We start from the raw sequence: 16685 nt of genomic DNA, 5'->3' as shown, positions 1-16685 counted from the left end.
TTTGACCTTTGAGAAATCGGTCTTTTCGTTATTTTTCTTGCCAGAAACCCATTTCGGCTAGCTTGTCTCATGGCCGCTAATTGGTTAGCTTTGGAAAATAAGCAGTGAACGACAAAATGGAAACACTCACAATTGAAATCAAATCGGCTAAAGCCAGAAAACTCATCGACGATCTAATTGATCTGGGTATTATTTCGCTGAAACCCGATCAGCCATCCTGGATCAATCTATGGAATAAACTGGATCGTCAGCTTCCGCAAACCGAGCCAGCTATTACTGAGGACGAGATTTTGAATGAGATTAAGGCTTATCGACTCGAAAAGCAAACGAACTCGCCTGCATGAAAATCGTTGTGGATACAAATGATTTCATCAGCGCACTAATCGGGAAAAAGCATCGTGAAAAATTAACGCTGATTTTAGAACGACCTGATATCGAAATTTTCGCCGATAACAATCTGTTGACCGAAATTACCGAAGTAGCCCATCGGGAAAAATTCCAGAAATATGTCACACCTAATGACATTGCCCTGTTTCTGGAAATCGTTAAACTTCGACTGACGCTAATTACACCAACCACTATCGTGACAGACAGTCCTGACCCTGACGATAATTATCTACTATCATTAGCGCTAGATGCTCAGGCCGAATACTTAATTACGGGCAATAAAAACGACTTACTTGCCCTTAGCCCTTATCGTGGCATTAAGATTATACGCTTACAACCGTTTTTGGACAATATACAATCTACGGAATAACCTTTACCAGGGCCGCCAATGCGGTTTTAAACGTTGTCAAAAGTCTTTTTCTAACCCCAATCAGCCATGTCTCACCTCTCCAAACGGCAATTTTTGAAACGTATGGTCGGCGCTGCGGCCTTACCTAGTCTGCAATGGTCCGATTTTGATCAGATGCTGAGTCAGGTAGCCCACACACCTGCCACTGTACTGGCGCAGGAAGAAGCATTCTGGGTTCGGATTCGGGAGCTTTATCCGGTAACGAAGGAGTTTATTCAGCTTGAAAACGGTTACTACTCGCTGGCAGCTCAGCCCGTTATGGACCGTTATCTGCAACATATTCAGCAGATCAACACCGTTTCGTCTTATTACATGCGTACCCGTCAGTTCGACGATAAACGGGTGTCGCAGGAGCAGTTAGCCAAATTGCTGGGCTGCTCTCCCGACGAGTTGATCATTACCCGCAACACCACCGAATCGCTCGACACGGTAATTGGTGGTTTTCCGTGGAAAGCAGGCGACGAAGCCATAATGGCCGAACAGGACTACGGTGCCATGCTCGATATGTTCCGGCTTCAGGCAAAACGGCACGGCATTGTCAACCGTATGGTTTCGCTGCCCAATCATCCGCAATCCGACGCCGAAATTGTTAGCCTGTATGAGAAAGCCATTACACCCAAAACCCGGATGCTGATGGTTTGCCATCTGGTCAATATTACGGGCCAGATTCTGCCCATCCGTCAGCTTGTGGAGATGGCACACAAACACAATGTCGAAGTGATGGTCGATGGCGCGCATGCGTTTGGGCATCTCGACTTTACGCTGGCCGATCTGGGCGACTGCGATTACTATGCCAGCAGTTTGCACAAATGGCTTGGCGCACCGCTGGGCGCGGGTCTGCTGTATGTGCGCAAAGAAAAAATTCCGGCCATCTGGCCTATGTTCGCTGATAGCAGCGTTGCCAACGACGATATTCGGAAACTGAACCACACCGGCACGCACCCGGTAGCCACCGATCTGGCCATTCAGGATGCTATTCGTTTTCACGAAAGTATCGGTTCCGACCGTAAACAGGCCCGGCTCCGCTACCTGCAACGCTACTGGACCGATCAGGTACGGCATCATCCGAACATTGTTCTGAATACACCCGAAGACCCCAACCGCTCCTGCGCTATTGCCAACGTAGGCATCACTGGAATAAAACCCGCCGAACTGGCTAAAACCCTACTCGACAAGTACAAGATTTTTACGGTTGCCATCGATGGCGCCAACGTCCACGGCGTGCGCGTTACCCCGCATCTCTACACAACCACCGCTGAGCTGGACACGTTTGTGCGGGCGCTGAAGGAGTTGGCAGGATAGTGTTATTGCGAGCAGGTGTAGGTAAAGTCTGTGACTTTAATTGGCGACCCTCCGCCATACAGATACGCTTTTTCTCCGTTCTTACCCTGAAAAATCTGACGCTTCACTAACCCAAGTTCATTGAACGTATAGGTATAACTTACCTGATACACATTGGGATATACACCGAATGGTCCATTTTGCTGAATCGTGTACCCAGCGGGTAAATGACGCGAAGGCTTCCCATAAAAAGTTGGTATGGCAGGCAAACCCGGTTTATCTAAATCATAGGTATACCGAAATGTATGACTGGGTGTAGCATCATAGCCGGGCATTGTCTGTTCAATAATATTACCCTTATCAATCGTCGCAGCCAATTTATAATCGTCATTTACCAGGCTCAGCAAATAACCACTATTATCATAAGTAGCCTTGAAATCAAGTGGTAGCTTCTCGGCCAGTCCCTGTTTATTCAACGCTACGGTATAGCTTCTTTCATTTTTCGTATTATCAGAAAAGGAAACTGTCCGTATAAGCACTTCTGATGCACTATACTGGTAGAAAACAGAATTAGCATTGGCCCGAACATAGTTAGCCTCACTGCCCGCATACTGATTGTACTCAGTTAGTATACGTCCCTGCTCATCGTAGGTATAGGCGCTCTTTTTGGTAGTACTAACCCGAAACGATTTTCCATCGACAATCACAGTTTCCAGATCAAGCTGAGAGGGCTGCCGTTCGCTCACCAATTGCTTCGTTGTCTGGGTTGCCATCAGGCAACCGTTTTGCTGGGCTGAACTGAGTTGTGTTGGCTCTTTTTGGCAACCCGTGCAGGAGGCTAACAGGCCGATGAGCAGAAAACAATAGGTTGATGCGTAATTCATGATTGTGTGCATGTTTGGCTTACTTACATTCGTATTGATAGTCGGTCACGCCCAAACCATAGGTGTCATCTTCAATCAGCCAATCGGCACGCAGCGCCTTGCCATGACTAATCCGACGGGCAACCCGCCCTTGCTGATCATACTGGTAGAGAAACACTTTCCGATAAACCGGCCCGTTGGGAAACTCAGCCGACTGCTGCATCTGCCAAAGCTCTTCCACGGGCAGATTACGGCTCAGTTTGCCCTCAAACTGATAGATCAAAGGCAAATTTGGCTTACCTAGCTCATACTGATATTGCTTGAGTAGATAATCGGTGGGCACCCACTGCCCATTACGCTGTACATAATAGGCGTTCTCGTAGCGTTGAATCAGGTTACCATTGGTATACTCATAGGTCTGCACAGGGATATCCCCCACATCGCAAATCACCTGATCATTGGCGTTATACGATAAGACCAGAGGGCCATGTAGAGGGCCTATACTTCGGGTAATCAGCCCTCGTTCATTAAGGGGTAAAGTATCATAGGTAACGCTAACCTGATTAGAAACCAGATTAGCTAAAGACTCACGGACAATATATAAGGCAGTAGAGGTATATGAATAACTAATAATGCGGTAGTCTCCTCCTAATAAATCCTCTCTTACTTTACTAATCCGTCCCTGTTGATCGTATGTGTAGGTAGTCGTTGTAATTTTACTAACTTGTTGTTTAGTACCATCTTCCAGTGTCACAAGCTCCGGGTCGACTATATCTTCGGCTTTCATGCCAAGCGTCGAACTCTTATAAATGGTTTTAACAATACGACAGGAAGCCAGATCGATGGCTGGTTGCTTTTCGCTGCTACAGCCAATCAACAGGCCTACTAATAAGGGCAGCAAACGATATTTCGAAGTCTTATGCACGGATGGTCTATGTGTGGTTGTGGTGAGTAACTGTCGATACCTATTACGCCAATAAGGAAGCCAGATGGGCTACTTGTTGAACAGAAAGAATAGTTGGTGAGCAAGTGCTCGCAGGAAGAGAAAGGAAGCAATCAATCGCAAAAGTATTACCCTAACACCAAAAAGAAACCAAAATGAATACAATTTACACTTATATAGCAGTTTAAAATACACTATGAAAGCGTAGGGCTGCTTTTCACCGCCAGCACCCACAGAATAACTCAAAACAACAATTGCCCAACAACTAATTTTATTTGTCTCAAAGCATCAATAAGTCCGTTTTCAGCGTATTGCAGGTATTACACTATCCGTTTTTTTTGTAGCTTACGCCACTTGTCCGGTTTAAAGCTCAGATTCCAAAAATCTAATTCTTATGAAACGTTACGTTTATGTACTCTGCCTGGCCCTTCTTTCTGCTGCGGGGCTAAGTTCTTGTAGCAAAAGCAGTGACCCAGCTCCCGTATCGCCAGTAATAGGACGTTGGCAGTTGAATAAGGCACTTTTAAGTGGATTTACAGCTCCCAATACAAACCTAAACGGCCTTGGACTTGATTTATACAATAACGGGATCTTTCAGCCTTATAACTCCCAAATCGATATAAGAGCTGATAAATCATTCTTAGATAACTATAAATCAGGCGGATTAGTAGACGACGTAAGTGGCACCTGGGATTTTTCTAATAACTTACTTACGCTTAAATATGATGATGGCACTACAGAATCGTTAAATTATCAGCAGACAGGTAGCCTCGAAGAGCTTATATCAACCAAAATATATGACATTACTCTACCTGGCGATAGTACCTCTACCGTAAGTGGTAAGTTCCAATATGTTTATCGAAAGTAAAATCAATAAGAACTCATACTCTAAGCATGATTCTTAATCACTAAGCCAGTGGATTTCCACTGGCTTTTTTTGTGTAACTTGTAGGCTTCCTTTAGCTGTTAATTCATACTCCATCATGACAAACCGTTTGCTGTTGATCTGCCTGCTTGCTCTTTTGGGCGCGGGCAGTATGGCACAGTCTGTAACCAAAAAACGCCCGATCAATCCGAAAGACATTTACCGGCTCCACGCCATCAGCGATCCGCAACTTTCGCCCGATGGCAAATGGATCACCTATAATGTATCAACCGTCGATACCACCAAAGACAAACGCAATACTGATCTCTGGATGGTAAGCTGGGACGGCAACGAATCGGTCCAGCTCACCAACGGGCCCGATAGCGAGTCGAAAGCCCGGTTTAGCCCGGATGGTAAATACATTTCGTTTGTATCGTCGCGGCAAGGTGCTACCAAAGGACAGATCTGGCTTATGGACCGTCGGGGTGGTGAAGCGAAAAAACTTACCGACCTGAAAACCGATCTGGACGATTACGTATGGTCGCCGGACAGCAAAAAAATTGCGCTCGTTCTGCGCGACCCCGACTATGCCGATTCAGCAAAAACCAAAGTTCGTAAGCCCTACGTGCTCGACCGCTACCATTTCAAGGCCGACATGCGGGGGTACCTGGAAAAAGGAGCAACGCACCTCTACCTCTACGACATCGCTACGAAGAAAATCGACACGCTAACTACCGGCATTCATGACGAAACTTCGCCCGTTTGGTCGCCCGACGGTTCACAACTCGCCTTTGTGAGCAACCGCACCGACGACCCCGACCGGAACCAGAACACCGACATCTACGTCATGGACGCCCGCAAAGGCGCTACCATGAAGCAGATAACGACCTGGCCCGGCTCCGACAATAATCCGGTATGGAGTCCTGACGGCAAGCGAATTGCTTACCTGCGCTCGACCGGCTCGGCCAATTTTCTGATGTACGATCAGCCTATACTGGCCGTAATTGGTCGCGATGGTGGCGAACCGACCTTGCTGTCAAAATCATTGGATCGGCCCGTTCGGAATCCCAAATGGGCGAAAGACAGTCAGGCCATCGGGGTGCTGGTTCAGGACGATCGTCAGACCTACGTAGGGCAGCATACGCTCGACGGTAAATTCACAAAGCTGGCTGGTGGCAATCGTGCCTTTAGCGATCTGGAAGCCGTATCGGCTGGAAACTGGCTGACCCAAATGAGCGACCCGCAAACTCCGGCCGAACTCTATGCGGTTGAGAATGGCACAACCCGTCGCCTGACGCACGTACACGATGACTTTCTGGCTCCGCTCGAACTGGCAACGGTTGAAGGTTTTACCTCGAAAAGCAAAGACGGGGCACAGGTATCGAGCATTTTGTACCGACCAGCCGGAACGCTAGCGGGTAAGAAACTACCGACTATTTTCTACATACACGGTGGCCCTGTTTCGCAGGACGAATTCTCGTTCGATCTGACCCGGCAGCTACTGGCAGCCGGTGGCTATGCCGTTGTAGCCGTCAACTACCGGGGCAGCAACGGTCGCGGCCTCGACTATACGAAAGCGATTTATGCCGACTGGGGCAACAAAGAAGTACTGGATATTCTGGGAGCCGCCGATTATGTAGTCGAAAAAGGCATTGCCGACCCCGAACGGATGGGCATTGGTGGCTGGAGCTACGGCGGCATTCTGACCAACTACACCATTGCTACCGATACACGTTTCAAGGCAGCGGCCAGCGGTGCCGGTAGTTCCTTGCAACTGAGTATGTACGGCAGTGATCAGTACACGAACCAGTACGAAACGGAGTTGGGAGCGCCCTGGAAAAACACCGATAAATGGCTAAAACTCTCCTACCCGTTCCTGAAAGCCGACCGCATCAAAACGCCAACGCTGTTTATGGCCAGCGAGAAAGACTTCAACGTGCCGGTGGCCGGTAGCGAGCAGATGTTTCAGGCGCTACGGTCGCTGGGCATTCCGACGCAACTGGTTATTTATCCCGGCCAGTTCCATGGCATCACGGTACCGAGCTATCAGAAAGACCGCGTTGACCGCTATCTGCAATGGTTCGATAAATATTTGAAAGGCAAAACGCTCTAAGGCATTTAGTCATTGGTTGATTGGTTGTTCGAGATAAACAGACCTAAAAGGTTTTGAAAACCTTTTAGGTCTCGTACATGCTTATCCGCGATTGTATCGCAGACGAGCATGTTTCACTGCTCAGTTGTCATTAGTTCATGAGTGTTTTCTGCTCGTTTTACAACTGACCGATGGTAAATTAACCAATGACAACTGACCGATGACTAAATAATCAATCAACATTCTTTTCTTTGGCATAAGCAAAATCACCTAAGTAAAAATTTTGCCAAATAGTGGATTCTTGAAATAAAATTCAGGGCATTTTCCATTCGAAAGCTCTTTTTTTTATCATTAATTCGTACTTTCACAACACGCTATATATTAAGGGTTTAGATTTTGCTTTACTTTTATTTTATCGTAGATAAATACAAAAAAGCTCACAGTCATGTCTTCACAACTTACTCGCCGGGACTGGCTTCGCGCCAGCGGTTTATTAACAGCCGGACTTAGCTTAAGCCGGTTTGCTCCCGCTGAAGCAGCTTCATCAACCGAACTGACTCAGACAACCTTTACGAACGAATTTGCCTTTGCGGCTCCTCCCGATACAATGCCCAAACTGCGGGCGCGGTTGTTTGCCAACGAAAACCCCCTCGGTATTTCGGCTAGCGCCAAAGAAGCCCTCGTGAAAGCTGCTGATGTTGGCAATCGCTATGCCTGGATGGAGTTTGGTCAGTTGAAGCAACTCATTGCTACCGACGAAGGCGTAAAACCAACCAACATCATGATGTCGCCCGGTTCGTCGGATATTCTGATGGCGGCTGCCGACCATTTCGCTAAAAATGGTGGTACCATTCTGACCAGCGCCCTGACCTATGACGACCTGCTCCAGCGTGCCGAAAAATTCGGTGCCAAAATCAAGGCGTTGCCGATGACCAAGGATTATACATACGATCTGGCAGCGATCAAGGCAAGTATTACGCCCGATGTTAAGATGGTTTACATCGTGAATCCGAACAACCCAACCGGAACCATTTTGCCAACCGCCGAACTGGAAGCATTTTGCCGCGAGGTTGCGCCTAAAGTACCGGTCTTCATCGACGAAGCCTACATTGATTTTTATGAACCCGCCGACCGGCCTAAGCTGGGTAAAGTTGTAACCGACGGTCTTAACGTCATTCTGGCACGTACGTTCTCCAAAATCCACGGCTTTGCCGGACTACGTTTAGGTTATGCCATTGCCCAGCCCGAAATGCTCAAAACGCTGCACGCGTACACCAATGGCGATTTTGCAGTTAGCATTACAACCCTTATGGCCGGTATTGCCAGCTATCAGGACAAAGACTGGCAGAACCATTGCCGGGCCGAAAACGCTAAAGCCAGAACCTATACGACTAAAGCCCTGACCGATCTGGGTTATGAAGTGATTCCATCGTCGACAAACTTCATTCTCTTCCCGATCCGCATGAAAACCAAATCGTTCGAAAACCAGATGTACTCACAAGGCATCGGCATCCAGACCCGCGAATTCAACGGGCAGCCGTTTTGCCGGGTTAGCGTGGGCACAATGGACGAAATGGCCATTTTCATTGACGGATTTAAAAAGGTAGTGGGGTAAACGAAAGTCGTTAGTCATCGGTCATTTAGTCATTGGTCAATAGATTAATGACCAATGTCCAATGACTACTGACGATTGACTTTTCTATGACGCGAAGAGACTTCATCAATTCAACAAGTGCCAGCTATGTCAGCCTGATGGCCTGGGGCATGTTGCCTGCGGCTCCAGCCTCGGCAATCGACCTTCCGGCCAATGGCACAGGCACCGATGGTAAAGCACGAAAAGTTATCATTTTAGGAGCCGGGTTAGCGGGCCTGACCACGGCTTATGAACTTGGCAAGTTAGGCTACGACTGCACCGTGCTCGAAGCCCGGTCGCGGTCGGGCGGCCGTGTCTGGACTATTCGCGGTGGAACTACAGAAACCGAACTCGGTGGCGGAACTCCGCAATCCTGCTCATTTGGCGAGGGGCTGTATTTTAACGGTGGCGCAGCCCGCATTCCGCATCATCATCAGATTACACTTCACTACTGCCGCGAGCTGGGCGTACCGCTGGAAATTTTTAACGGTGCTAACGAATCGGCTTACCTCTACAACGAGGGAGGAACCGGCGATCTGGCCAACCGACGGATGCGTATCAGCGACTATCATAACGATATGCGTGGCTACACATCCGAACTGCTGGCCAAAGCCCTCGACCAGTCGAGCCTCGATCAGCAACTCACCAAAGAAGATGTTGAAAAACTGATCGACTTCCTGAAAAATGAAGGCGATCTGAATACGGCACACTTGTATAAAGGCACTAATCGACGTGGTTATAAGGAAAAGAACGATCCGGGTGCCGGTAACGCTCCCGGCGCGCTCACCGACCCATACGGTCTTGCCGATTTGCTACGTTCGGGCTTTATGCAGCCGGTTTTCTACAATGTTGGCGATTATGCCTATGAACAACAGGCAACACTGCTTCAGCCCGTTGGCGGTATGGATGCCATTCCAAGAGCACTTGAGAAGAAGCTGGCGGGTAAGATCATTTTCAATGCTCCCATAACGGAGCTTCGCAAAACCGAAAACGGCGTTCGGGTTGTCTATCAAAAAGAGGGCAAACCAGCCGAAATCAAAGGCGAATTCTGCGTCTGCACACTGCCATTACCGATCCTGAAATCGCTCGAATCAGATCTGTCCGGAACCGTAAAACGGGCGGCCGATTTTATTCCATATATGAAAACCGGGAAAATTGGTCTTCAATTCAAACGTCGGTTTTGGGAAGAAGACGATGGTATTTACGGCGGCATTTCGCGAACCAATATGGACATTAACCAGATATGGTACCCATCGTTTGGGCTACAGGGCAGGAAAGGTGTTCTGATCGGTTACTATAACTTCTATAGCCGGGCCGAAAGCGTGGGAGCCTTGCCGGTTGCCGAACGCCAGAAACTGGCGCTTGCGCAGGGCGGCAAAATCCATCCGCAATACCCTACAGAGTTCGAAAATTCGTTTTCACTGGCCTGGCATCGCATTCCTTACAATGCTGGTGGCTGGGCCGTTTACGACGATGCAACCCGAAAAAAATATTACCCGGCGCTGCTCGAACCCGACGATGCCATTTATTTTGCTGGTGAACACACAACCTACCTCACCGCCTGGATGGCCGGCGCCTTTACGTCGGCCCGCCGAGCTGTCGAAGCCATTCATGCCCGCGTAGGTCAATACACAAAAAAATAAAAAGCTCCCATCCCCAATGGGGCATTTATTCCATAGACTCCCCCTTTGGGGGTGGGGGGCTATAAAGATCATGAAACACAACCTGCTCTCTCTACTGATTTTTTTCTGTTGTGCCATTACAACACAGTTGCTCAGTCAGCGCGTCTGGGCACAAACGGCTTCGGCCAGCATGACGCTCGATCAATTGAAGGCGATTAAAGCCATCAAAATTGCCAATCTCGACAAAGACACCTACTTCAAATCGGGTGGTTTTATTCTGGATCGCTACGAAGAACGGCCTGCCTATGTTTTTACTTACAGCGATGGAATCACCCGAAAAATTTATCTCTACAAAGTCTTTACGGCCGAAGATACCAAAGACCTTGGCCTACTGGCTATCTACAAAAACGAAAAATCGGGAGAGGTAAAACCCTTCGTTATTCCGGGGGCTTCAGCCGACCGCAAAGCCTGGGATGCCTACATCGACGATCTTAAATACGTGGGCGAAAAAGAACCGGGTCTTATGTCAACCCTTTCATTTGTGCTCTCGCGCGAAATGGCCAACCTGCTGGCAGGTGGTGCGGGAAAAGCCGACGAAGGTGGCGATAAAAAGAAAGAAGAATATAACTTTTGCTTTGCCGCTGATGCGTCCGTTACGCTGGCCGATGGCTCAACCAAAGCCATTAGCAACATACAAACAGGCGATGTTGTGCTAGGCTACAATGCCCAAAGCAAAGCGCTGGTTCCTACGCAGGTTACGGGTGTCGATACCCATACGGGCACATTCGAGCTAGCAGGTGTTTGGCTCGCACCGGTTAATGAACTCACTGCCGACAATCGGAATGCTCTTTCAGCCCCAACACGAATCGAAGCTACTGCTAATCATCCGGTTATGACCGCAACCGGTCGCAAAGCACTGGGCGACGTGCAGGCAGGCGATGTTCTGTACCGTTACGATGCTGCCAGTCAAGGTGTTTCGGCTTACAAGGTTGTTCGTACCGAAAAAGCCATTCGATCAGTAAAAGCCGTTTATAATCTGGTAACCGAATCTGGCGCGTATCTGGTTGACGAAACGGTTGTGCTGGACAAGTAATTTTTTATAAAAGTATCTCCGGGAACGCGGAGTAACCCCACAGGTTGCTCCGCGTTCTTGTTTTTACCAAACCGCATATCAAATTTTCCCTATTTCGTTGTCCTATTCTGCATTTGCGCTTACTTTTGTCAGACACAACAGTATGCAAGCATACTAATTTTCCAAAATTATGGCAGAGGCTTTCATTTATGATGCCGTTCGGACGCCACGCGGACGGGGCAAAAGCGACGGTGCATTGCACGACGTACAACCCATTCAGCTCCTGACGAGCGTTTTACGCGAACTCCGCGACCGTAATCCGTTCGACACTTCGCTGATCGACGACGTAATTATGGGTTGCGTAACGCCCATTGGCGAACAAGGTGCCGATATTGCCCGCACGGCCGCTCTGGAAGCTGGCTATGCCGAATCGGTAGCGGGCGTTCAGCTCAACCGGTTTTGCTCGTCGGGTCTGGAAGCGATTAACATGGCCAGCGCTTACGTAATGTCGGGCCAGGTCGATGCCATTGTTGCCGGAGGAGTCGAGTCGATGTCGCGGGTACCGATGGGTTCCGACGGTGGCGCATTATTTATGAACCCGCAGATTGTAGCCCGCCATAACATTGTTCCGCAGGGTATTTCGGCCGATCTGATTGCTACTAAATACGGCTACTCACGACACGATGTCGACAGTTTTGCGGCCGAATCATATCGTCGGGCGGTCGACGCACAAGCCGATCATCGGTTTCAGAAAACCCTGGTTCCAATCAAAGATGAAATAGGCGTAACCCTTCTCGATCGCGACGAAGGTGTACGGCCCGGCACTACAGTCGAAAGCCTGAGTAAGCTAAAACCTTCATTCGAAACGATGGGGCAAATGGGACTGGATGCGCTGGCGCTGCTTAAATATGCTCAGTTCGATAAAATCAATCACGTTCATCACGCGGGGAATTCGTCGCAGATCGTCGATGGTGCGGCCGGTGTGTTGATTGGCAGTAAAGAATTTGGCGAGAAAGCAGGATTGAAACCCCGCGCCCGTATCAAGGCTTTTGCCATAGTCGGTTCGGAACCGACTATTATGCTTACTGGACCAGTCCCGGCAACCCGAAAAGTACTCAAACGGGCAGGCATGAGCATCAGCGATATTGATCTGTTCGAAGTAAACGAAGCCTTTGCCGCCGTTCCACTGCTATTTATGGACGAACTGGGCGTTGATCATAGCCAACTCAATGTCAACGGCGGAGCCATTGCCCTGGGCCATCCGCTGGGCGCTACGGGAGCCATCATTTCGGCTACCCTTCTCGACGAGCTCGAACGTTCGGGTAAGCAGGTCGGTCTGGCTTCCCTTTGTATTGGTGGCGGTATGGGCATCGCTACTATTTTCGAACGCGTTAATTAGCCAGATCCCTACTGGAACGGATTAACCGAATGCCTTCAGGATGGCAGGCTGTAGCGAAATCCCTATCATGACTGGCGATGAAGGTACCATCATTCAGTTTGCATGTGGCCAGTATCAATGCATCGTTAGGCAAAAGATTGTATTGCTCCATATAATGAAGATACAGCGGGACAACTGCCTGCCCAGGCTGCAGAAACACAAATTTTGCTAAAAGATCACCTGGACTATGTTTCGCTATTAAATCGGGGATAACGGCATCCCGTTTTAAGGTTACCGGAGCTTTTTACCTTCTATAGCCAGCCAGTAGTACGTAAATTCGCTCAATACAATCTGATTGATACAAAGATTGTATTGAGTAGCAGTTGTTAAATAATTAAACAGTTCTACTTCTGTCTGCTTAGCCCATTCAACCAAAACAGAGCTATCGATGAAGATATTACTGCTTATAAACATTTAATTCATCCCAATTAAGATTGGGGTCGGGTGCAGGTAGTTTTTCAAAAAAAGCCCGCGAAATCTCAGCAAGCGTTTTTTCCTGTGATTGCTCCTCCCAAATTGGATGAAATTCAACAACCAGCGTCTGGTCACGCATCTCATCAGGAACGTTGATAATGAGCTGACCATTCTCAGGCTTTTGTATAAGGCGAACTGCTCCCATAATACAGCACAATTTGTTAAGTAAAGTTACAAAAGAACTTTCGTATGATTAACTATAGTATCGATAACAACGTGGCCATCATTTCGTGGGAAATGACGTCGGCCCCGATGAACGTTCTCAACGACGAATCGATCCCGCAGTTTGAAGCGGCTCTACAGAAAGCATTCGCCGATGATTCCGTGCAAGGTATCATTATCACATCAGCTAAACCCGAATTTGTGGCGGGTGCCGATCTGAAAATGATTTTGCGCAACAACGATAAAGATCCGGCCGAAATGCTAAAGGTTTCGGCCGAACTGAACCGCATTTTTCGGCGCATCGAAACATCGGGAAAACCAACCGTTGCGGCCATCAACGGTACGGCTCTTGGTGGAGGCTACGAAATTTGTCTGGCCTGTCATCATCGAGTCGCTCTCAACAATCCTAAAACGTTAATCGGGCTGGTTGAAGTAACCATCGGTCTGTTGCCCGGTGCTGGTGGTACACAACGCTTACCACGCATGATTGGTATTCAGGCAGCTTTGTCGCTCATTCTGGAAGGGAAAAAAGTGGGTGTTCAGGAAGCCAAAACCCTGGGTATGATCGACGAGATTGCCGATACGCCCGCCGATCTGCTGACAAAAGCCAAAAACTGGATTGCCGCTAACCCCAAACCACTGAAACCCTGGGACGAAATTGACCGTAAGACTGGCAAAATTGTTGGGAAAGATAATTTCAAGGTGCCGGGCGGTAACGTGCAGAGTGTTACGGGTGCCCAGGCGTTCAGTGTCGGTACGGCCATGATGATGGATAAGACGAAAGGCAATTATCCGGCCCCACTCGAAATTATGGCCTGTGTATATGAAGGGTTGCAGGTCAATATTGACCGGGCGCTGACTATCGAAGCGCGCCATTTTGTGAACGTCGCAACGTCGAAAGTGGCCAAAAATCTGATCCAGACTATGTTTCTGGGCCTGAACGAAGCCAACAAAGGCGCCAGTCGGCCAAAAGATGTTCCGAAGACCGATGTCAAAAAACTAGGCATATTGGGTGCGGGTATGATGGGCGCGGGTATTGCCTATGTGTCGGCGCAGGCCGGCATTGAGGTCGTTCTGAAAGATGTGTCGATCGAAGCAGCCGAAAAAGGTAAGGATTACTCGCGCAGTTTGCTAAAAAAAGGTGTCGAACGCGGTAAAGTAGACCCACTCAAGGTCGACGGCATTCTCAACCTCATTAAACCGACCGCCGATGCCCAGGACCTACAGGGCTGCGACCTAATAATTGAAGCGGTTTTCGAAAAACGGGAACTCAAAGCACAGGTCACAACAGAAGCCGAGCCGATGTTAGCGCCAGATACAGGTGTTTTTGGTTCTAATACCTCAACGCTTCCAATCAGCGGCCTCGCCCAGGCAGCCGCTAAACCCGAAAACTTTATCGGTATTCACTTCTTCTCGCCCGTCGACAAGATGATGCTTGTGGAAATCATCATGGGCAAACAAACCTCCAACTACGCCCTGGCAGTGGCTATCGACTATACACGCAAGATTCGGAAAACGCCGATTGTGGTGAACGATTCCCGTGGGTTCTATACATCACGTTGCTTCGGCACCTATTCGTCGGAAGGTATGGAGTTGCTGAAAGACGGCGTTAGCCCAATTCTGATCGAAAATGCGGGAAAAGATGCTGGTATGCCCGTTGGCCCTCTGGCCGTAACTGACGAAGTAGCTCTTGATCTGGTCTATAAAATTGCGGCCCAGGGCGTCAGTGATGGGGCTATCGGCGAAGCGGATACCAGCTATCAGGTTTCCCGGCAGTTTGTTGAACTGGGTCGGTTAGGCAAAAAAGCGAAAGCAGGTTTTTATGATTATCCAGAGGGCCAGCCGAAAAGCCTGTGGGCTGGTTTAGCCGATTTGTATCCCCAAACAGATAATCAACCAACACTCGATGAAGTGAAAACACGGCTGCTGTATCGGCAGGCCATTGAAGCGGTTCGTTGTTTTGAAGAAAAGGTCGTCCGCACAAAGCTGGATGCCGACCTGGGCTCGATTCTGGGCTGGGGTTTTCCGGCTTATACCGGAGGAGCCTTGTCGTTTGCCGACTTCGTAGGCGTCGACACCTTCGTTCAAACGCTCGACCGATTAGCCGATCAGTACGGCGAACGCTTCCGCCCAACCGAACTGCTACGGGAGCGAGCCAATATGCAAATGAGTATGGGCCGCGTCATAGACGCGAGGGTATAAATAGTTTTGAGCGTCGCAGACGCTAACCTCGCGCATCCGCGGTACAATCGCAGACGAGCCCAGAAGTGAATTAGTGCCCCAACAGGCATGGAAAGAGTTGAATAGTTCTGGAGATTGCGTGAACGGCTATTATGCTATTACGCAATCTCTAACTATACTTTTTCTGATAACTAGCCGGAGTAGTGCCGGTCCAGCGTCGAAATGCCCGATTAAAGGCACTCAGTTCGTTGTATCCCAGAATATACGATACTTCTTTTACCGGATAATTTCCCGACTTCAGGTAGTGCAAAGCCAGTGATTTCCGCATCGAGTCGGTCAGTTGCTGGTAGGTTACGCCTTCTTCCTGCAATTTACGCTGCAAACTACGACTACTAACGTTCAGATTAGCGGCAATGGCATCGAGCGTCGGAACGCCCATATAAGCATTAGCAAGCAGGTATCTGTTGATGCGTTCGCTGAGTACCTGCGTGTTGGCAAAGGCATCGTTCAGGGTACTCACTTTTCGGAGTAGAACACGCTGTAATTCATAATCGGCCGTTAAAATAGGCTCGTCCCAGTAGTCACTGGCAAACTCCATACTATATGTATCGCTACGCTGAATAATCGGGCACCGCAGCACGCGCTGGTATTCGTATAGCTTCGTTTGCCCGTGTGCCATTTTCACTACCGATGGGTTCATTTTCCGCAAAATCAGGCCATCGACCTCATGTAGGGCAAAAGCCATAAAAAAGTCCATAACCTGTCGAAATAGCTCTGGATAGGCGATTTGGCGATCATGATCGGGTATGAACCGAAGTGTAAATGACTGCTCAGCACGTTCCATTTCCATTGTCATCATATCGGTAACCAAGTGCCCAAAACCAGCCGCATGCGTTAGTGCTTCACCGATGGTGCGACTGTGCCGAAGTAATTCACCAACCACGCCCAACGCCGTCAGTTGCAGCGATTCGCCAAAATGCAACCCAAAGAACGGATCACGGCTTAACTCTGTTGCCACCAGCCAAAGTGCACTAAACTGCTGGGTCGAGAAATCGGTACTTGTTTCCGAGCGCAATGTCTTGATATCTACTCCCGATCGTTCACAAAGTTGTTCGACATTAATGTTTTTCTGAACGGCATAAGCCAGCAAACTAAGTGCTAAACGTTTCTGATAGTCTTGCATGACGTAAAGATACGGCAACGTTCCGCTACGCTTTTATGGCTGGCGCGAAATGGTAATGGGTTGGCGCATACGGGTAAAAT

Annotated in this window: 15 protein-coding genes; 10 read left to right on the top strand and 5 right to left on the bottom strand. The window is 48.8% G+C overall.

The annotated features are described in order from the left end of the window. Window positions 1-116: 116 nt before the first annotated feature. The 3 genes from WBJ53_RS02905 to WBJ53_RS02895 all read left to right on the top strand — a co-directional run bounded on the left by WBJ53_RS02905 (window position 117) and on the right by WBJ53_RS02895 (window position 2098). Entirely contained in the window at window positions 117-344 is a 228-nt protein-coding gene (locus WBJ53_RS02905; protein ID WP_338874546.1) for a hypothetical protein, read from the top strand. Continuing rightward, window positions 341-757, top strand: coding sequence for a putative toxin-antitoxin system toxin component, PIN family (locus WBJ53_RS02900; RefSeq protein ID WP_338874545.1), 417 nt, complete (start codon window positions 341-343; stop codon window positions 755-757). The genes WBJ53_RS02905 and WBJ53_RS02900 overlap by 4 nt, the downstream gene beginning before the upstream one ends. A gap of 66 nt (window positions 758-823) precedes the next feature. Continuing rightward, on the top strand, window positions 824-2098 hold the full coding sequence (locus WBJ53_RS02895) for an aminotransferase class V-fold PLP-dependent enzyme (protein ID WP_338874544.1): 1275 nt from the start codon (window positions 824-826) through the stop codon (window positions 2096-2098). Window positions 2099-2100: 2 nt separating this feature from the next. Here WBJ53_RS02895 and WBJ53_RS02890 read toward each other — a convergent pair whose 3' ends face one another. Continuing rightward, window positions 2101-2961: a hypothetical protein gene (locus WBJ53_RS02890; RefSeq protein WP_338874543.1), complete on the bottom strand. Its 861-nt coding sequence runs from the start codon at window positions 2959-2961 to the stop codon at window positions 2101-2103. Window positions 2962-2980: 19 nt separating this feature from the next. Further along, complete coding sequence (locus WBJ53_RS02885; protein WP_338874542.1) at window positions 2981-3865, bottom strand: hypothetical protein; 885 nt, start codon at window positions 3863-3865, stop codon at window positions 2981-2983. A gap of 412 nt (window positions 3866-4277) precedes the next feature. Between WBJ53_RS02885 and WBJ53_RS02880 the strand changes: the two genes are divergently transcribed. From WBJ53_RS02880 to WBJ53_RS02855, 6 genes are all read left to right on the top strand, one after another. Further along, window positions 4278-4751, top strand: coding sequence for a lipocalin family protein (locus WBJ53_RS02880; protein WP_338874541.1), 474 nt, complete (start codon window positions 4278-4280; stop codon window positions 4749-4751). A gap of 115 nt (window positions 4752-4866) precedes the next feature. Beyond that, complete coding sequence (locus tag WBJ53_RS02875) at window positions 4867-6861, top strand: S9 family peptidase (protein ID WP_338874540.1); 1995 nt, start codon at window positions 4867-4869, stop codon at window positions 6859-6861. 424 nt (window positions 6862-7285) lie between these two features. Then, window positions 7286-8455 carry a histidinol-phosphate transaminase gene (locus WBJ53_RS02870; protein ID WP_338874539.1) on the top strand — a complete coding sequence of 390 codons (1170 nt, stop codon included), beginning with the start codon at window positions 7286-7288 and terminating at the stop codon, window positions 8453-8455. An 86-nt stretch (window positions 8456-8541) separates the two neighbouring features. Further along, window positions 8542-10116, top strand: coding sequence for a flavin monoamine oxidase family protein (locus WBJ53_RS02865; RefSeq protein ID WP_338874538.1), 1575 nt, complete (start codon window positions 8542-8544; stop codon window positions 10114-10116). A gap of 70 nt (window positions 10117-10186) precedes the next feature. Further along, entirely contained in the window at window positions 10187-11188 is a 1002-nt protein-coding gene (locus tag WBJ53_RS02860; RefSeq protein ID WP_338874537.1) for a hypothetical protein, read from the top strand. 169 nt (window positions 11189-11357) lie between these two features. After that, on the top strand, window positions 11358-12566 hold the full coding sequence (locus WBJ53_RS02855; protein ID WP_338874536.1) for an acetyl-CoA C-acetyltransferase: 1209 nt from the start codon (window positions 11358-11360) through the stop codon (window positions 12564-12566). On the opposite strand, the gene WBJ53_RS02850 is transcribed toward WBJ53_RS02855, so the two are convergent. Next, window positions 12559-12765 carry a PIN domain-containing protein gene (locus tag WBJ53_RS02850; RefSeq protein ID WP_338874535.1) on the bottom strand — a complete coding sequence of 69 codons (207 nt, stop codon included), beginning with the start codon at window positions 12763-12765 and terminating at the stop codon, window positions 12559-12561. The genes WBJ53_RS02855 and WBJ53_RS02850 overlap by 8 nt on opposite strands. Before the next feature lie 237 nt (window positions 12766-13002). Further along, the gene (locus tag WBJ53_RS02845; protein ID WP_338874534.1) at window positions 13003-13224 is read right to left on the bottom strand and encodes a hypothetical protein; all 222 of its coding nucleotides are present in this window, start codon (window positions 13222-13224) and stop codon (window positions 13003-13005) included. A gap of 44 nt (window positions 13225-13268) precedes the next feature. Here WBJ53_RS02845 and WBJ53_RS02840 point away from each other — a divergent pair, with 44 nt between their 5' ends. Then, a complete protein-coding gene (locus WBJ53_RS02840; protein ID WP_338874533.1) occupies window positions 13269-15443 on the top strand; it encodes a 3-hydroxyacyl-CoA dehydrogenase NAD-binding domain-containing protein in 2175 nt (724 codons plus the stop codon). Window positions 15444-15591: 148 nt separating this feature from the next. Here the strand turns inward: WBJ53_RS02840 and WBJ53_RS02835 are convergent, their stop codons facing one another. Next, window positions 15592-16605, bottom strand: a complete 1014-nt coding sequence (locus WBJ53_RS02835) for an AraC family transcriptional regulator ligand-binding domain-containing protein (RefSeq protein ID WP_338874532.1) — start codon at window positions 16603-16605, stop codon at window positions 15592-15594. Window positions 16606-16685: the final 80 nt, after the last annotated feature.

It is taken from the genome of Spirosoma sp. SC4-14 (assembly GCF_037201965.1).
Lineage (GTDB): Bacteria > Bacteroidota > Bacteroidia > Cytophagales > Spirosomataceae > Spirosoma.
This window is presented reverse-complemented; position numbering and strand designations above follow the sequence as displayed.

Bases quoted from the DNA above. Each gene is read 5' to 3' on its own strand.
- WBJ53_RS02875 (WP_338874540.1), top strand. From the start codon at position 4,867: ATGACAAACCGTTTGCTGTTGATCTGCCTGCTTGCTCTTTTGGGCGCG.
- WBJ53_RS02900 (WP_338874545.1), top strand. From the start codon at position 341: ATGAAAATCGTTGTGGATACAAATGATTTCATCAGCGCACTAATCGGG.
- WBJ53_RS02860 (WP_338874537.1), top strand. From the start codon at position 10,187: ATGAAACACAACCTGCTCTCTCTACTGATTTTTTTCTGTTGTGCCATT.
- WBJ53_RS02895 (WP_338874544.1), top strand. From the start codon at position 824: ATGTCTCACCTCTCCAAACGGCAATTTTTGAAACGTATGGTCGGCGCT.
- WBJ53_RS02905 (WP_338874546.1), top strand. From the start codon at position 117: ATGGAAACACTCACAATTGAAATCAAATCGGCTAAAGCCAGAAAACTC.
- WBJ53_RS02840 (WP_338874533.1), top strand. From the start codon at position 13,269: ATGATTAACTATAGTATCGATAACAACGTGGCCATCATTTCGTGGGAA.
- WBJ53_RS02855 (WP_338874536.1), top strand. From the start codon at position 11,358: ATGGCAGAGGCTTTCATTTATGATGCCGTTCGGACGCCACGCGGACGG.
- WBJ53_RS02890 (WP_338874543.1), bottom strand. From the start codon at position 2,961: ATGAATTACGCATCAACCTATTGTTTTCTGCTCATCGGCCTGTTAGCC.
- WBJ53_RS02880 (WP_338874541.1), top strand. From the start codon at position 4,278: ATGAAACGTTACGTTTATGTACTCTGCCTGGCCCTTCTTTCTGCTGCG.
- WBJ53_RS02835 (WP_338874532.1), bottom strand. From the start codon at position 16,605: ATGCAAGACTATCAGAAACGTTTAGCACTTAGTTTGCTGGCTTATGCC.
- WBJ53_RS02870 (WP_338874539.1), top strand. From the start codon at position 7,286: ATGTCTTCACAACTTACTCGCCGGGACTGGCTTCGCGCCAGCGGTTTA.
- WBJ53_RS02845 (WP_338874534.1), bottom strand. From the start codon at position 13,224: ATGGGAGCAGTTCGCCTTATACAAAAGCCTGAGAATGGTCAGCTCATT.
- WBJ53_RS02865 (WP_338874538.1), top strand. From the start codon at position 8,542: ATGACGCGAAGAGACTTCATCAATTCAACAAGTGCCAGCTATGTCAGC.